Origin of the sequence: Shewanella abyssi (assembly GCF_023284025.1) — a bacterium.
Taxonomy (GTDB): Bacteria; Pseudomonadota; Gammaproteobacteria; order Enterobacterales; family Shewanellaceae; genus Shewanella; species Shewanella abyssi.
Window position 1 is genome coordinate 49,544 of the sequence record NZ_JAKIKR010000001.1, and the last position, 17,016, is coordinate 66,559.

The window sequence follows — 17,016 nt, forward strand, 5'->3', positions numbered from 1 at the left end:
TCGGGGTAGGTGCTAGTCAACACAGCGCGACATATGTCGGCTACATACTTTATATATTGCTTAATACAAGGATATACCCATGAGAAATTACGACCTAACTCCACTTTATCGCAGCGCCATTGGATTTGACCGTTTAGCACAACTTGCTGAACATGCCGCGTCGAACAAAGGCAATTCTGGTTACCCACCTTATAATATTGAACTCATTAACGAACATCGTTACCGCATCACTATGGCCGTTGCTGGCTTTACGATGGATGAGCTTGAGATAACCAGTGAAGGTGAAAAACTGCTGATTAAGGGGACTAAAGCGGAGCAGAGCGAAGAACGTAAATATCTTTATCAAGGTATTGCTGAACGCGGATTTGAACGCACCTTCCAACTGGCTGATTACGTCACCGTTATCGGCGCCGATCTAGAAAATGGTTTACTCAATGTTGATCTTAAAAGAGAGATCCCAGAGGCGTTAAAGCCGAGAAAAATTGAGATAGGTACTTCAAGAATATTGGATGCTAACTAAAATAAGTAAATAAATAATAGCTTCCCTGGCTGATGTATTTACAAAGTAAGCATGTAAAAAGGGAGTCTTTCGACTCCCTTTTTTAGTTTCTGATATTGGTCGTTTCAGCTAGAAACGATAGCAAAAGTGCCTTAAACTTTATGCACGCATTGATTTTTCACCGCGGGCTAGACCCACCACACCTGAGCGTGAAATCTCAATCACCTTCGTGATATCAGCCAATGCAGAGATACAAGCATCCAACTTTTCACTAGTGCCAATTAGCTGCACCGTGTATAAGCTTTGAGTGACATCAACAATTTGCCCGCGGAAAATATCTGCCAGTCTTTTTACCTCTTCCCTAATCTCACCTTGAGCTTTTACTTTTATCAGTGCCACTTCTCTTTCTACATGGGCTGATTCAGTGATATTAGACACTTTAAGTACATCAATGAGCTTATGCAGTTGCTTCTCTATTTGCTCAAGCACCGCTTCATCGGCTTTAACAGCGATGGTTAAGCGAGATAGGGTTTTATCTTCTGTTGGCGCTACGGTTAAGGTTTCAATGTTATAACCGCGCTGAGAGAATAATCCGACAACACGAGAGAGCGCACCAGGTTGGTTTTCAAGTAATACACATATAATTCGACGCATTAGCTTTTCTCCGTTTTGCTCAACCACATTTCATTCATCGCACCACCACGGATCAACATCGGGTATACATGCTCAGTCTCATCAACGTGAATGTCGACAAATACCAATTTGTCTTTCATGGCAAAGGCTTTCTCTAAACCTGCTTCTAACTGAGCAGGATCACTAATGGTTATGCCTACATGGCCATAAGCTTCTGCGATTTTAGCAAAGTCGGGTACTGAATCCATATAAGACTGCGAATGGCGACCGGCATAGATCATGTCTTGCCACTGCTTAACCATGCCCAGGAAGTGATTATTTAGATTGATAATTTTAACGGGAATATCGTATTGCAGTGCGGTTGATAGCTCTTGAATGTTCATTTGAATCGAACCGTCACCCGTTATGCAAACGACCGTATCATCGGGCTTAGCCAGTTTAACCCCTAAAGCAGCAGGCAAACCAAAGCCCATGGTGCCTAAGCCGCCAGAGTTAATCCAACGACGTGGTTTATTAAACGGATAGTACAGCGCCGCAAACATCTGATGCTGACCCACATCGGAGGTGACATAGGCGTCACCGTTGGTCAGTCTATGCACGACTTCGATCACTTGTTGAGGCTTAATCTTCTCTGCTGACTTTTGGTAAGCTAAACTCTTGCGACCACACCATTTGGCAATATCACTCCACCAATGGTCATTGGCCGTTGGATCGCTAATGCCGTAGTCATTGGCTTCAATTTGCTTGAGCATTTCATCCAATACTTTCTCTGCAGAACCCACAATTGGAATATCGACTTTAATGGTTTTTGAGATTGAAGAGGGGTCTATATCAATATGCAAAATAGTGGCATTGGGACAATATTTTTCAACATTGTTGGTGGTTCTGTCATCAAAGCGTACACCGATCCCGAAGATAAGATCACTGTTATGCATGGTCATGTTTGCTTCATAGCAGCCATGCATGCCGAGCATTCCTACGCTGTTAGGGTGGGTGCCCGGAAATGCGCCGAGTCCCATCAATGTGCTTACTACTGGGATCCCAAGTTTTTCAGATAGTGCGAGGATTTGGCTGTCACAGCCTGATATTACCGCGCCGCCTCCCACATATAAAACAGGTTTTTTAGCGGCTAAGAGCGCTTGTAATCCTCTACGAATTTGGCCTTTATGCCCTGATGTGGTTGGGTTATATGAACGCATTGCAATATCTTCTGGATATTGATAATCATGCAAAATTTCAGGGTTCATACAATCTTTTGGCACATCGACGACCACTGGGCCTGGGCGGCCACTCGCAGCAATGAAAAAGGCTTTCTTGATGATTGCGGGAATGTCACGGGGGTCAGTGACTAAAAAACTATGCTTAACAACGGGTCTTGAAATACCGATCATGTCGCATTCTTGGAATGCATCATTACCGATGAGATGGCTATGAACTTGACCTGAAATAACCACTAAAGGGATAGAGTCCATGTATGCAGTAGCAATACCGGTAATGGTATTGGTAGCACCGGGACCTGAGGTGACGAGGACAACGCCAACATCACCTGTCGCGCGGGCATAACCATCAGCCATGTGCACGGCTGCTTGTTCATGTCGCACTAGAATATGTTCAATATTGGATTTTTCGTGCAGAGCATCGTAAATATCTAAAACTGATCCACCTGGATAGCCAAAAATATGTTTAACGCCTTCATCGATTAGAGAACGGACGACCATACTGGCGCCTGATAGCTTCTCCATAATAATTCCTTTTTTAAGTTACCGCTACGGTATGCAGTATCTCACTACAGCGACGGTAATCGCTCTAATAATTAAGCTTGGATGGTGATCCTTGCTCTCGTTTCGCCGATATATCTCAACAGAGATAGACATGTGATAGTAATACCTGTTCGGCTTAGACTCCAAATGGAGTCAGCTTTATAATATAAAAACCTCAAATGATTACAAGGGATGAAAGCAAAAAAATTGTTCTATATGAAGAATTTTCAATATCTCTGGCAGAAAAACAACCTCGCTCAGGGCTGGGTTACCAGTGACTAAAAAGGGGGCGGGGCTTATAGATTAGGGAACGAGCTAAGCCGGCTAATCTCAACGCCCTTAGCTTTTTGCATTTTCAATATTATTGGCTTAGCTGATGTTTACTAAAGAGCTGGCATAAGCCGACAAGGATGACCGCGGTTAACATTAATGCAGAGAAGGGAACTGCGGTTCCGGTATAGAACAACGCGAGTAGAGGCCCTGCAAGGGCACCAAATCCGAATCTAAGTGTTCCTATTACGGCTGTTGCCGTTCCTGTTTCCTGTTGAAATTTCATCAATACAATTGCATCGGCATTGACTGACATCACACCGAGACAAGCCATTAAGGGCAGTAACATAGCAACGGTAAATATGTAGTGTAAGTCGAACATGTTAACCAGTAATAAGCCACAGGCGGCTATTGTCCCGAAGATGGTCGACACTCGCAGCATTCTCTTAGAACCATAACGACCCACAATCTTACTATTAATCACATTTGCGAGCATAAGTGCGCCGACATTGGTGCTAAACAAAACGGCAAACAGTGATTTATCGAGGCCAAACACCTCCATATAGACAAACGGTGACGCCGTTAAATAACAGAAAAATGCAAAGGAGGTGAGCACACCACAGGCGATGTTTAACTTTACACCTGGTCTCGTTAATACAGTGCCATAGGAACCCAGAAAGGACTTATCACTACGGCTACTCGTATCACTGTCACTCGGCATGTTCAGTTTAAAGCAGACGAGGATAAGTAACGAAAACGCATAAAAAGCGAGAATAAAGAAGATTAAATGCCATTCGCCTAGTTCCAAGATTAAGCTACCAATACTCGGCGCAATAAGCGGAGCTAGCATCATAATAAGGCTCACATAGGACATCCCTTTAGCGGTATTTTGTCCGTAAATCTCTTTAATATAACCAGGAACAACAACCGTCGCGGCGGCGCCGATGAAAGCTTGAAAGAATCTTAATGCCAAAAAGGCTTCGATTGATTGAACAAATGCCAGTGCAAAGCTAGTAAGCATAAAGCCTGATAGACCTATAATGACCATTTTACGGCGACCATATCTATCTGCAAGTGGACCGAAGCTGAGCATTCCCAAAGCGTACCCGGCTAGATATAGACTAAGGGATTGTTGAACTAAGGTAATCCCGGTATCAAAACTGCTGGCTAAAGTGGCCATTGCTGGCAGGTACATATCGATGGCTAATGGCGTAATGGCTACAATCGCGGCAAGCATGGGGATGAGTAACGCTAAGTTGGGGATCCCTGTTTGGTTGGTGTTGCTGGACGTGTTCTTCAATACTGCCTCTTTGAGTGTCGCTTGCTGACTTGCTAGTTCGGTGGTAATGCTTGAATTGTGTTACTAGGGAGCCAATTTAAATTTGGCTAGATTTACTGCCGTTAAGACTGGTTAGTTTAGCTGACTTAATATCGAATTGAGATGGTACTAGCGATATGAAAAGTATTTAGCGGCTCTATAGTATCGTTTTAAAAATAGTTAACCAATCATAATTCTATTGTAACCATTCTAAAAAGTGGCTCTATTTGTAAGTATCTATTTCTTGGAAACCGTTGTTTCTATTGCTTAGTTCATTTACATGTCACAGTCAGTAAAGTGTTGTCTTAAAGTCATCTCGCAACTCTTGTTCACTCAAAAGTAAGCGACTTAATCACTCAAACTGCTGCAACTGTGTTTTGCTAGTTAAAAGGAAAGCAATGAACAAAGATTACACAGATGTACCGCTGCTAATGTTTGTAGGATGACTCTGATTAGCCATTAATCACCCGCCGTTGATCAAAATGATTATAGGTTGCAAGCATTAAAATAAAAAACTCCGCTACTGCTACAGTAACGGAGTTTTTTAATACTCAGACAATTGAACCAAGCTCAATGACGAGCAATGCTCTATTTGGCTAAAGTACTTAGTTAAAAGCCGCGAGGAAGTTGCCCTTTACCTGCTAACTTTTCACGCCAAAGTTCTTTTGGTGTTTTGCCACCATTTTTAGCCGCCTTTTTCGGAGCGACTTTTTTTGCTGCAGGTTTCACTGCTGTTTGTTTCACGGCTTTAGCTTCTACTGGTGCACTTTCGCCACCCATGTTAGCTAGCATTGCTTCTAACTCACTGAAGCGTAATGATTTACCACCATCTATTTTGTACCAGCTACCTTTCTGTTCAATTTTAACAGCTTGGCCTTCTTGCTTAGCAAGTTTGGCTTCTAGTGTGCTGATAACCTCTTCTTTGGTCAGTTTTGGCATAATAATAACCTGTTTGTTTTTGTGTTTACATGAAGGTTTGAGGTGATTTTATCGTTTAATGCACCAAAAAGTCCAATTTCCACCACAAATGGCTTCATTTATATGATGTTTTAGACATTTCATGGTCATTAAGTGAGTTAAATTTGCTTATATTTGGGATATGGCAATTACAATCTCTGTGGGCTTTACCTAGCCAGTATAAAGTGTGCAGCTTAAATGGAACTTGAATTGGCTTGTTTGGGCATAAAAAGCGAGAATAGGGCATGCAAAAGAATATTTTATAGGTGAACTCATGACACGGACAGAATTAAGCCAGTATTTGTCACAATACCTACAGATAGCCAATTTTAAAGATTATGCTCCTAACGGACTGCAGGTTGAAGGCAAGCAAGAGATTAAAACCATTGTCACAGGCGTGACAGCTTGCCAAGCATTGATTGATGAAGCGATAGCGTTGAATGCCGATGCGATTATTGTTCATCATGGTTTCTTTTGGAAAAATGAGCCAGAAGTTATCACCGGGATGAAGCAGAAACGCATCAAAGCCTTATTGGTAAATGATATTAATCTCTTTGGTTATCACTTGCCGTTAGATGCCCATACTGACGTTGGCAACAACGCACAACTAGGCAAGGTGCTAGGCATTGACAATGCGCGGGTGATAGAAGGCCATGCGCAAGGCTTAATATGGCGGGGCGAACTCAGTGTGCCAGTGCAAGCCAAAGAGTTAACCAGCGCGATATCACACACGCTATCACGCCAGTGTTTACATCTTGGCGACGAACAGAGTCTTGTCGAGACTATTGCCTGGTGTACCGGTGGCGCGCAGGACTACATAGATATTGCAGCCTCTCTAGGCATTGATGCATTTATCAGTGGTGAAGTATCAGAGCGAACATTTCACTGTGCAATGGAGCAAGATATTCAGTATTACGGCGCTGGTCACCATGCTACTGAATTATATGGCATTCAAGCGTTAGGTAAGCACTTAGCCGATAAATTTGGCTTAAGTCACCAGTTTGTTGATATCAGTAATCCTGTTTAGTATTAGGTTGTTTACGTAAAACAGATACAAAAAAGCCGCTGATTTTAACAGCGGCTTTTTTATAACAAGAAAGTATTACATCACTCGCATACCCGGTTTAGCCCCTGCATGTGGCTCTAAGATCCAGATATCTTTTCCACCTGGGCCTGCCGCAAGTACCATACCCTCAGATTCACCGAATTTCATTTTGCGCGGTGCTAGGTTAGCCACCATTACCGTGTGCTTGCCGACCAAATCTTCAGGAGCATAAGCTGATTTTATACCAGCGAACACTTGTTTGGTTTCGCCACCTAAATCAAGCTCTAAGCGAAGCAGCTTGTTGGCTTTTTCAATATGTTCAGCTTTAGAAATGAGTGCAATGCGCAGATCAATCTTAGCAAAATCATCAAAACTGATCTCTGCTGCTAACGGTTCTTTCTCAAGTTCCGTTTGGACGTCTTCAACTTTAGGCGCTTTAATTGGCGTGACTTGAAGGTTCTCAGTCGATGCTTCTATGATTGCTTCAATGCTCTTCATCTCAATGCGTTGCATTAACGCTTTGAATTTGGCAATTTCATGACCGGCAAGATCAACATCCAAATTATTCCAAGTGAGCTCCATTTGTAAGAAAGCTTCAACATCTGCCGCAAGCTTTGGTAATACTGGCTTAAGATAGGTCACTAGAATGCGGAACAGGTTCAGCGCGTTGCTGCATACTTGATGCGCTTCTTCTTGCTTAGCTTCATCTTTAATCAACTGCCAAGGTGCAGCATCTGCAACGTAGGCATTAGCAACATCCGCTAGCGCCATGATCTCACGCATCGCTTTACCAAATTCACGGGTTTCATACAAGTTGGCGATAGTTTCTTGCTTAGCGATAAAGCTTTCACTCAGGCTCTTATCAGCAATGTTAGCGAGCTTGCCGTCAAAACGTTTTGAGATAAAGCCGGCAGTGCGAGAGGCCAGATTAACCAGTTTGCCGACAAGATCTGAATTTACACGTTGGGCAAAGTCTTCTAGGTTCAGATCTAAATCATCAATTTTGCTACTGAGTTTAGCAGCATAGTAATAACGTAAATATTCAGGGTCTAGATTATCAAGGTAGGTACGCGCCTTAATGAATGTCCCTTTAGATTTTGACATCTTGGCACCGTTGACGGTGACATAACCGTGGGCGTAGACGCTAGTTGGCTTACGCAGTCCAGCACCTTCAAGCATTGCAGGCCAAAATAGACTGTGGAAGTAAACGATATCTTTACCAATGAAGTGATACACCTCAGCGGTGGAATCTTTGCTCCAAAAATCGTCAAAGTTTAGATCATCGCGTTTATTACATAAGTTCTTAAATGACCCCATATACCCGATTGGCGCGTCTAACCAGACATAGAAAAATTTGCCCGGTGCATCAGGGATCTCAAAACCAAAGTAAGGAGAATCACGTGAGATGTCCCATTGCTGCAGACCTTGCTCAAACCATTCGCTTAACTTGTTAGCCATCTCTTGCTGTAAAGAGCCTGAGTTGATCCACTCTTTTAACATGTCTGAGAATGCTGGCAGGTCGAAAAAGAAATGCTCACTATCTTTCATCACTGGTGTAGCGCCAGATACGGCAGAGTAGGGATTGATTAGGTCGGTAGTGCTATAGGTCGCACCGCAATTGTCACAGTTATCGCCGTATTGGTCTTCGCTCTTACATTTTGGGCAAGTGCCTTTAACAAAACGGTCAGGCAAGAACATTGACTTTTCAGGGTCGTATAACTGTGAAATCGTCTTGGTTTTTATATAACCTGCATCACGTAACTTGAGGTAAATTTCACTGGCCAGTTCACGGTTTTCTTCACTATGAGTGCTGTGGAAATTATCAAATTGGATGTTGAAGTCAGCAAAATCTTTTTCATGCTCCTTTTGAACTTGAGCAATCATCTCTTCTGGTGCAATGCCCATCTGCTGTGCTTTAAGCATAATTGGAGTGCCATGAGCATCGTCCGCACAGATATAATGACATTCATGTCCACGTAATTTTTGAAAACGTGACCAAATATCGGTTTGAATATACTCCAGCATATGGCCTAAATGAATGGGACCATTTGCGTATGGAAGTGCACTAGTCACTAAGATTTTACGTTGTGAATTTGCCATCTTTTCTCGAAATCGCTGGGAACCTAAATACAATGGAATAGATACTAACCGATCCAATGCTGAGTTTCATCAAAACCTAGCGTAACTGTGGTAAATCTAGACTAATGTTTGCTTGGAATTCTGCTACAATTGCGCAAATCATATTTAGGGGGTCTACATTTTGTCTTCATCTCACCCAAATTATCATCTCAGCGATGATCTTCTCGTTCCTGTTTTAGCCATTCTTGATGCGTTCCAAGATCCATATTTAAACAAAAGCTTTTTAAGTGCAGGCATGGTGACTAAACTTGCAATTGAAGGCAAACGCTTGCAACTGGGCCTGTGTTATTCATACCCGTGTCAAACGCAATATCAAGATATCGTCATGGCGGTAACAAAAGAGTTAGCGGTATTGGATGCTATTGATGAAGTAGAGTGCGAAATCGATTTTCAGCCAGATACGGTGTCAGCGATTAGTGCGGTGGAGCCTCTGCCAAATATACGCCAAATTATAGCGGTTGCCTCAGGTAAGGGCGGTGTTGGTAAGTCAACCACAGCCGTTAACCTAGCATTAGCATTAGCAGCTGAAGGTGCCCGAGTGGGTATTCTAGATGCTGACATCTATGGTCCCTCTATTCCGATGATGTTGGGTGTTGCAGATTTTAAACCTGCATCTCCAGACGGAAAGATAATGACAGCGGCAACGGCTCATGGCATCGCTGCGCAATCAATCGGTTTTATGCTCGATGGCGACCAGGCAGCGGTATGGCGCGGCCCTATGGCAGCGGGTGCATTGATTCAACTATTAACCGAGACCGAGTGGCCTGAACTGGATTACATGGTCATTGATATGCCACCTGGAACCGGTGATATTCAGCTAACCTTATCGCAAAAAGTACCGGTAAGTGGCGCAGTCATTGTGACCACACCGCAAGACATTGCCCTGGCAGACGCTAAGAAAGGCGTTAACATGTTCCAAAAGGTGAATATCCCAGTGCTGGGTATTGTAGAAAACATGAGTTTCCATTTATGTCCAGAGTGCGGCCATAAAGATCATCCTTTTGGCGCTGATGGCGGCAAAAAAATGGCAACTCGTTACAATGTACCATTATTGGGACAACTGCCACTGCAGCTAAACATTCGTGAAGATGGCGATAAAGGCATACCAACTGTTGTCGCTGATAGCGAGAGTCAGATTGCTAATATATATCGAGAAATAGCCCGCAAAGTGGGCGCTCAACTTGCGTTATGCCAAGCGCAATCTAAAGTGTCAATAAGCATATCGGACGATGAGTAGGTTTAAATGAATTCAAAACAATGTGTTGTAATTGGAATAGCAGGTGCATCGGCCTCAGGTAAGAGTCTTATTGCTAAAACGATTTATGAAGAGTTATGTCGTGATCTAGGCACAGATCAAATCGGTGTTATTGCAGAAGATGCCTACTATCATGACCAAGGTCATTTGTCGATGGACCAGCGTGTATTGACGAATTATGACCACCCGAAAGCGCTAGATCACGAACTGCTATGTGAACACTTAAAGGCGCTAAAAGAGGGGAATTCAGTTGATGTTCCTGTGTATAGCTATAACGAGCATACGCGTACCGATGAGACAGTAACCTTAACCCCTAAGAAAGTGATTATTCTTGAAGGGATCCTATTGCTGACAGACCCTGCATTACGTGAGCAAATGGATGCGAGTGTCTTTATGGACACACCGCTTGATATTTGTTTCATGCGCAGACTCTCACGTGACGTTGCTGAACGGGGCAGAACAATGGAATCGGTGATGTCGCAGTACACCGAGACTGTACGTCCGATGTTTTTACAATTCATTGAACCTTCTAAACAGTATGCAGATATTATTGTCCCCCGCGGCGGTAAAAACCGTATCGCAACCGATATTTTAAAGGCGCGAATACAGCATCTTTTAGTTAAATAGAAGTAGCCTAAAAAAGTGAGTTTAAGGGACCCTAACGATCATGCGCTTAATAGATATTGAGATTGAAGAGTGTTTAGATAAAGGCATTATCGTTATGGAGCCTCGCCCCTGCGCTGAGACGAGACCTTACAATGACCGTAAGAGTGCCAAATACAAAGATCAGCAAAACGCAGTTGCTAGCAGAATTAGTCAGGATAACTAATGGCGCAAGTTTGGGTAAATGGACAACCTGATGCCATGATTAGTCCTCTTGATAGAGGATTAGCCTACGGTGATGGTTTATTTGCAACGATGCGAGTCAACAAAAGTGAGATTCAATTTATTGAATCTCACTTTTTGCGATTAGCGCAAGGTGCACGGCGTTTAGGCTTTGATTGGCAGCCAACGTCCACACTGCGAGAGCTGTTGTTACAGTGTGCTAAAGATAATCCTCAGTCATGCCTCAAACTACTCTTGTCTCGTGGTATTGGTGGACGCGGCTATACACCGCCAAACTCGAGTCTTTCGATTAATGAAATAGTATCGGTTCATCCGTTCCCCGATGTTTATCAACAATGGCAAAAAGAAGGGGTTAGCTTGCAATCTTCAACAGTGTTGTTGGCAAGGCAACCACGTTTAGCGGGGATCAAGCACTGTAATCGACTAGAACAGGTATTAGTGAAGTCTGTTGCTCTTGCAGTGGGTTATGATGACTGGTTAGTGCTTGATAGTAATGGAAATATTATCGAATCATCCATGGCTAACCTGTTCTTTGAAACGGATGCTGGTATTATCACTCCTAAGCTCGCATATGCGGGGGTTGCAGGTATGATGAGAGAACAAGTCATTTATCAACTGCTAGAGATGAAGTTTTCGGTATCTGTTACTGAAATGAATGTTGATATACTCTCGAAAGTGAAACATATTTTTATGACCAATAGTTTACTCGGGGTTGTTGATGTCACTCAAGTTGACCAACAAGCCTTTAATATGGCGCCTTACACATCTTTATTAAGAGAGCGACTTGATCTGACATTATGAAAAAATTCTTAATCGGCATGCTCGGAACCGGGTTTACCTTGCTAACAGTCGTCGCAGTTGGGGGGTATTGGGGCTACCAAACGTTAATGGTATTTGCTCAGTCACAGCTTAATGTTGAACAGGCACAAGAGTTAGAGATAAAGAGAGGTACATCATTTAGTCAGTTCACCCATTTATTAACCCAGAATAAGTTAATTGAAGATGGTAGGAAACTAAAATGGTTAGTGCGCCTACACCCAGAATTAGCGCATATAAAGTCAGGCTTATATGAGATAGAACCACAAGAGACGGTTAACAGTCTTTTAGACAAACTGATTGCAGGAAACGAAAAATCATTTGCACTGACATTACTTGAAGGGCAAACCATAAAGGAGTGGCAGCTACAGCTAGCAGAGCATCAAAAGCTAACGTTTGATGACGCACTTTTTAGCAGCATTCTAGTGAAGAACGGCGATTATTCCGGTTTAGCTGAAGGTAAGTTTTTCCCTGATACTTACCATTATCGGGCGAATAGTTCTGCCAACACATTATTGCAAGAAAGCTATCGAAAGATGCAAGCAGAGCTGGATAAAGCTTGGCAAGATAGGCAAAAAGGCTTACCGCTTAAGTCGTCATATGAACTACTTATACTGGCCTCTATTATTGAAAAAGAGACGGGTAAAGCCAGTGAAAGACCTTGGATAGCGGCAGTCTTCATTAATCGTTTACGCAAAGGGATGCGCTTGCAAACGGATCCTACGGTTATTTATGGCATGGGCGACCGTTACCAAGGGAATATCACTCGCAAAGATCTGCGAGAGCAGACGGCTTTTAATACCTATAGAATTAACGGGCTACCACCAACGCCTATCGCGGCGCCAAGCCTAGCGGCTTTGCATGCGGCAGCAAATCCTGCCGATGTGAATTACCTTTATTTTGTCTCGCGCAATGACGGTAGCCATGTATTTTCAAAAACACTGTTGGAACATAATCGAGCAGTGAACAAATATCAGAGAAATCGATGAATACAGAATCAACCGTGGCTAATAACGCCAAGTTTGTTGTCATAGAAGGACTTGAAGGCGCTGGAAAATCTAGCGCAATCGCATTAGTACGTGATTTTATAGAAAAGCACACCGGCCAAATCCCTGTATGTACCCGCGAGCCTGGTGGTACACCGTTAGCTGAGCAGATGCGTGATTTGGTTAAAATTGCCAACGAATCAGACCCATTATGCGATGAAGCTGAATGTCTCATTTTTTATGCGGCTAGGGCGCAACTGGTTGCGAATGTGATTAAGCCATCTCTTGCTGAGGGGAAGTGGGTTTTGGGCGATAGACACAACCTTTCATCGCTGGCATATCAAGGGGGAGGTCGCGGCCTAATGCCATTGGTTTCAGCCATTAGTGATGCAACGTTAAAAGGTTTTAAACCAGATTTGACACTCTACTTAGACATTGACCCTAAGCTTGGATTGGCTCGTGCTGCTAACCGTGGTGAGTTGGACAGGATAGAGCAACAAGAGATCGCCTTCTTTAATCGAACTCGGGCAACGTTTTTATCCTACGCTGACAACGATGATTCTATTATGATCATTGATGCGAGTCAGAGCATGGCCGCAGTGCATAAAGATATCATTGCAGTACTGCAAGATCAGGCCTGGTAGTATGCAGCACTTACCGTGGTTGCAGGATGCAAATGATGCGTTTAACACCCAGCTAAACCGTCAACAGGTCGCACATGCTTATCTTATTGGCTTAGATGCAGGTTATGGCGGTGAAACGTTAGCATTGACGCTGGCTAAAGCGTCATTATGCAGCCAAGTAGGTGTTTCTGCTGCCTGTGGTTTTTGTAAAGCATGTCAGCTAGTTGAAGCCAATAGTCATCCTGATTTTTATAAAATTGAAGCTGATGGCGCGCAGATCAAAGTTGATCAGATACGCACGTTATGCCAGAAACTAACGACAACCGCGCAACAAGGTAGACGACGAGTTGCTGTCATTCTTAATTGTGAACGTCTCAACCAATCCTCTGCAAACGCTTTGCTTAAAACGCTAGAGGAGCCGGGTAAAGACACGATTCTTTTTCTGCAAGCCAATACGCCGAGTCGGTTAATGGCGACAATTAGCAGTCGCTGCCAAAGGCTCCAAGTTAAACTACCTTCAAGACTTGATGTAAAAAGCTGGCTTAGGGATGAGCTTAAAGCGTCTGATGATTACAGCTGGTGTTTACCTGTCGTTGGTGGACCATTAGCGATTGTCTCTGCAATTGAAAGTGGCCGCTACCAAAGTCTATTAGACTTCAGAAAAGGTTGGATTCAAAGTTTGTCGTCGGCTCAGCTCTGTGCTAGCTTACAAAATGTGAATGAAAAGCAAGTTTCTGACGCAATTAAGGTTTTATACCTAGTTTTGCATCGAAAGCTTGTGAAAGATCAGGCGATGGATCCTTTAATACGCGCATCAATAGCGGTATTTGCAGCCAAGATCATGCAGCAAGAGATACGCTTATCAGTGATGCCAACGGTAAATACATTGGGGTTGTTTGAAGGCATAATCAGAGAATACACTCAGTTATTGGACCACTAAAACACTATGACGAAACTTGTTGTCAATTTTGATACCGTGCATCAACTTTATAGGGCCTATATGCCTTTCATAAAGCCTGCAGGGTTATTTATTGGCAGTACAGAGAGTTATTTTCTTGGACAATCACTGTCAGTGGCGTATCACCTACCGGGCTCTACTGAAAGAATGCAGTTTGAGGGCGTTGTAGTTTGGATCAACCCCTTAGGCGCATCAGGCGGGCGCCCAGCGGGTATTGGAGTGAAAATAATCTCTGAACCAGACATCCACAAACACCATATTGAAAAGCTACTTTCTGCCCAACTGTCATCTGCAGATTTGACCTGCACTATGTAGCTCGGTAGACTTGCTCTCCTTTTATCTCGTTGGACTCTCCAGTGCTTATCGATTCACATTGTCATCTAGACCGCCTCAAAACTGCCCCCGATCAAGATGCTTTAACCAACATTATTAATGCAGCTAAAGCGCGTGATATTGCATACTTCTTGTGTGTGAATGTTAGGCAGCAGGGTTTTATTGAAATGAAGCAGAAAATGGCTTCGTTTGATGAGGTTTTTCTATCTGCAGGTGTTCATCCACTCGATGTACAAGACGGATTAAATGTCGAAGAGATAGAACGGTTCGCCCGCGATGAAAAAGTGGTAGCGATCGGGGAGACGGGATTAGACTATTTCTATGCTAACGAGACAAAAGCGTTACAACAATCTTGTTTTGAACAACAGATAGATCTTGCCGTTAAGGTTAATAAACCACTGATTATTCATACTCGTGATGCAAGAGAAGATACCATCGATTTTCTCAAGCGCGGCAACGCCGATTCCGTTGGTGGCGTATTGCACTGCTTTACGGAAAATTGGGAGATGGCCAAAGCGGCAATTGATATGGGTTTTTACATTTCGGTGTCAGGTATTGTCACTTTTAAGAATGCCGCTGAACTGCGCAGCGTCATTAGAAAAGTGCCGAAAGATAGATTACTCGTAGAGACCGATTCTCCTTATTTAGCCCCGGTACCCCATCGAGGCCAAGAGAATCAACCTGCTTTTGTGCGTGATGTGGCAGAGTTTGTTGCTGAGTTAAGAGGGGAGAAATATGCTGATATTGCTGATTACACAACAGAAAACTTCTTCAACTTATTTAAAGATGCCGCACGCATCGCCGGCAGATAATCATATTCACCATCCTTTCTAGATGATTTTAAACGACAAATTTTAGACAAAAAGAGACCCAAAACTATTCCAATTGTTCTGGGTCTAGGGGAATGGCTCTCAAGGAGCCGTGCGCTACTGTTGATAACCGTTAGGTTAAAATCTGCTATTTACTCAAACTCAGTAAAAACTAATGTATTAGAGTGTAGTAGAGCATTTGTATTTAGGCCTATTTTTTTGATGACACCCTCAGTCTATATGTAACTAAAAATTACAAAGCAGGGTAGCGTGCAATTTTGTCTTTTACTAAGTCTCTGGGAAGGTTGTTTTTTAGCTTATTGCCAAGGTGTTTAACGACACCTAATGAACATCCTGCATAACTGACAATCGTTTCGCCTTGTGGCGTCGTTTTTTCAGTTAACGGGATATCACGACCCATCAGAAACGTTTGTGCCTCTTCATCTGTTAAGGTAACGCTTACCGGTGTCTTTAATGCTGATATTGCTTCGTGCTTAACTTTAAAACCCTTTTTTAATATATCGGCCAGTTTGATACCGATGCGTTGAAAACGCATTTTGCCGATAAGCGCTTTAAACGGTAGCGGGAAAAGCCATATTTCAGCATCACGCACATAAATATCACCGCCATTAGCCAGAGTCACATTGAACGAGGTCTGAAGGTATTCGGCTAGCGGTGCTAGCTGTTTTGTTGAGGCTTTCTCAAATGGGAAGTTTTTTTGCTTTCTAGGCTCCGGCAATAAACGTTCTACACTGGATATCTTTTTTATCTTAGCGACAAAAAAACCCTCGCTATCGTAAATTTGCGGCCATACATGTAAGAAACCTTCTGCAGTACAAGCTTTTTCTGCACCTGGAAATAGTGATGACAAATTAACAAACTCAACCGCGTCGGGATAACGTTCCTTCAAATAGGCGCATACCTCTTGATTCTCTTTTCGACTTAAAGCACAGGTAGAATAGACTAATTCACCTCCGGTTTTAAGCGATTGAAATGCGGAGTCGATTAACTCTTTTTGGGTGTTTACTATCCCTTTAACATCGTTGTTATCCCAATTTTTTAATGCATCGGGATCCTTTCTAATGGTGCCTTCACCGCTACATGGCGCATCAAGTAATATTGAATCAAACACTTCAAACATATACTCGCCAAACACACGAGCGTCAAAATGGGTCAATGCACAGTTGGAAACGCCCATTCGAGCTATATTGGCATGCAACACTTTCACTCGACTAGCAGAGTACTCGTTGGCAACAAGTAACCCCTTGTTGTTCATCAGTGCTGCAATTTGAGTGGTTTTTGACCCTGGGGCTGCGGCCATGTCTAGCACATGTTGTTGGGCGCTGTTTTCGCCTTGAGTTATGAGTGCAGTCGGTGGCAGCATTGAGCTCGCTTCTTGAATATAAAAAAGCCCTTGCAGGTGCTCTATGGTATTGCCGAGCTGAATGTCATGGCCAAGCTCAATCCAATAGCCGTGCTCACACCAAGGGATCTCGGTAAAACTCCAGCCTTTTGGGGTCATCAATGCGATGAAATCCTCTGCTGATATCTTTAGCGTATTGATACGTATAGAGGGGCGCAGTGGCTTGTTGCTAAAACGGATAAAGTCTTCCATGGTGAGGTGAGATGGAAGATCTTGTTCGATGCTACTGATAAAATTCTGATTTAAATGAGCCATATGCTTGAGATAATGCGATAAAGTATTCAGATTATAACCCTAAACAACGATATAGTGGCAGCATATGTATTGAACTGTGTAGCGTTGTACG

Annotated in this window: 16 protein-coding genes and 1 pseudogene; 11 read left to right on the plus strand and 6 right to left on the minus strand. The window is 43.2% G+C overall.

Annotation, left to right across the window (positions count from 1 at the left end):
• The first annotated feature begins 79 nt into the window (after window positions 1-79).
• Window positions 80-520, plus strand: a complete 441-nt coding sequence (locus L2755_RS00250; protein WP_248978742.1) for an Hsp20 family protein — start codon at window positions 80-82, stop codon at window positions 518-520.
• A gap of 138 nt (window positions 521-658) precedes the next feature.
• Here L2755_RS00250 and ilvN read toward each other — a convergent pair whose 3' ends face one another.
• From ilvN to L2755_RS00270, 4 genes are all read right to left on the minus strand, one after another.
• Window positions 659-1,153 (minus strand): acetolactate synthase small subunit, encoded by a 495-nt coding sequence (ilvN, locus tag L2755_RS00255; RefSeq protein WP_248978743.1) that lies wholly within the window; start codon window positions 1,151-1,153, stop codon window positions 659-661.
• Entirely contained in the window at window positions 1,153-2,874 is a 1,722-nt protein-coding gene (locus L2755_RS00260; protein WP_248978744.1) for an acetolactate synthase 3 large subunit, read from the minus strand. Before L2755_RS00260 ends, ilvN begins: the two co-directional genes overlap by 1 nt.
• A 379-nt stretch (window positions 2,875-3,253) precedes the next feature.
• Window positions 3,254-4,399: a multidrug effflux MFS transporter gene (locus tag L2755_RS00265; RefSeq protein ID WP_428847766.1), complete on the minus strand. Its 1,146-nt coding sequence runs from the start codon at window positions 4,397-4,399 to the stop codon at window positions 3,254-3,256.
• A 690-nt stretch (window positions 4,400-5,089) separates the two neighbouring features.
• Window positions 5,090-5,419, minus strand: a complete 330-nt coding sequence (locus tag L2755_RS00270; protein WP_248978746.1) for a hypothetical protein — start codon at window positions 5,417-5,419, stop codon at window positions 5,090-5,092.
• A 292-nt stretch (window positions 5,420-5,711) separates the two neighbouring features.
• Here L2755_RS00270 and L2755_RS00275 point away from each other — a divergent pair, with 292 nt between their 5' ends.
• Complete coding sequence (locus tag L2755_RS00275; RefSeq protein WP_248978747.1) at window positions 5,712-6,464, plus strand: Nif3-like dinuclear metal center hexameric protein; 753 nt, start codon at window positions 5,712-5,714, stop codon at window positions 6,462-6,464.
• A 75-nt stretch (window positions 6,465-6,539) separates the two neighbouring features.
• Here L2755_RS00275 and metG read toward each other — a convergent pair whose 3' ends face one another.
• Window positions 6,540-8,582 (minus strand): methionine--tRNA ligase, encoded by a 2,043-nt coding sequence (gene metG / locus L2755_RS00280; protein ID WP_248978748.1) that lies wholly within the window; start codon window positions 8,580-8,582, stop codon window positions 6,540-6,542.
• 160 nt (window positions 8,583-8,742) lie between these two features.
• Between metG and apbC the strand changes: the two genes are divergently transcribed.
• The 9 genes and pseudogenes from apbC (at window position 8,743) to L2755_RS00325 (ending at window position 15,250) form a co-directional block, all read left to right on the plus strand.
• A complete protein-coding gene (gene apbC, locus L2755_RS00285; protein ID WP_248978749.1) occupies window positions 8,743-9,858 on the plus strand; it encodes an iron-sulfur cluster carrier protein ApbC in 1,116 nt (371 codons plus the stop codon).
• 6 nt (window positions 9,859-9,864) lie between these two features.
• Window positions 9,865-10,503: a uridine kinase gene (gene udk, locus L2755_RS00290; RefSeq protein WP_248978750.1), complete on the plus strand. Its 639-nt coding sequence runs from the start codon at window positions 9,865-9,867 to the stop codon at window positions 10,501-10,503.
• Between the two features lie 121 nt (window positions 10,504-10,624).
• Window positions 10,625-10,705 (plus strand): annotated as a pseudogene (locus tag L2755_RS00295) (dCTP deaminase); the annotation flags it as partial.
• On the plus strand, window positions 10,705-11,523 hold the full coding sequence (pabC, locus tag L2755_RS00300) for an aminodeoxychorismate lyase (protein ID WP_248978751.1): 819 nt from the start codon (window positions 10,705-10,707) through the stop codon (window positions 11,521-11,523). The pseudogene L2755_RS00295 and the gene pabC, both read left to right, overlap by 1 nt.
• Complete coding sequence (gene mltG, locus L2755_RS00305; RefSeq protein WP_248978752.1) at window positions 11,520-12,527, plus strand: endolytic transglycosylase MltG; 1,008 nt, start codon at window positions 11,520-11,522, stop codon at window positions 12,525-12,527. Before pabC ends, mltG begins: the two co-directional genes overlap by 4 nt.
• Window positions 12,524-13,168 carry a dTMP kinase gene (gene tmk / locus L2755_RS00310; protein ID WP_248978753.1) on the plus strand — a complete coding sequence of 215 codons (645 nt, stop codon included), beginning with the start codon at window positions 12,524-12,526 and terminating at the stop codon, window positions 13,166-13,168. Before mltG ends, tmk begins: the two co-directional genes overlap by 4 nt.
• A gap of 1 nt (window position 13,169) precedes the next feature.
• On the plus strand, window positions 13,170-14,087 hold the full coding sequence (gene holB / locus L2755_RS00315; protein WP_248978754.1) for a DNA polymerase III subunit delta': 918 nt from the start codon (window positions 13,170-13,172) through the stop codon (window positions 14,085-14,087).
• 6 nt (window positions 14,088-14,093) lie between these two features.
• Window positions 14,094-14,420 (plus strand): PilZ domain-containing protein, encoded by a 327-nt coding sequence (locus L2755_RS00320; protein WP_248978755.1) that lies wholly within the window; start codon window positions 14,094-14,096, stop codon window positions 14,418-14,420.
• Window positions 14,421-14,461: 41 nt separating this feature from the next.
• Entirely contained in the window at window positions 14,462-15,250 is a 789-nt protein-coding gene (locus L2755_RS00325) for a TatD family hydrolase (RefSeq protein WP_248978756.1), read from the plus strand.
• Between the two features lie 250 nt (window positions 15,251-15,500).
• Here the strand turns inward: L2755_RS00325 and rsmF are convergent, their stop codons facing one another.
• Window positions 15,501-16,925 (minus strand): 16S rRNA (cytosine(1407)-C(5))-methyltransferase RsmF, encoded by a 1,425-nt coding sequence (gene rsmF, locus L2755_RS00330; RefSeq protein WP_248978757.1) that lies wholly within the window; start codon window positions 16,923-16,925, stop codon window positions 15,501-15,503.
• Between the last annotated feature and the right edge of the window lie 91 nt (window positions 16,926-17,016).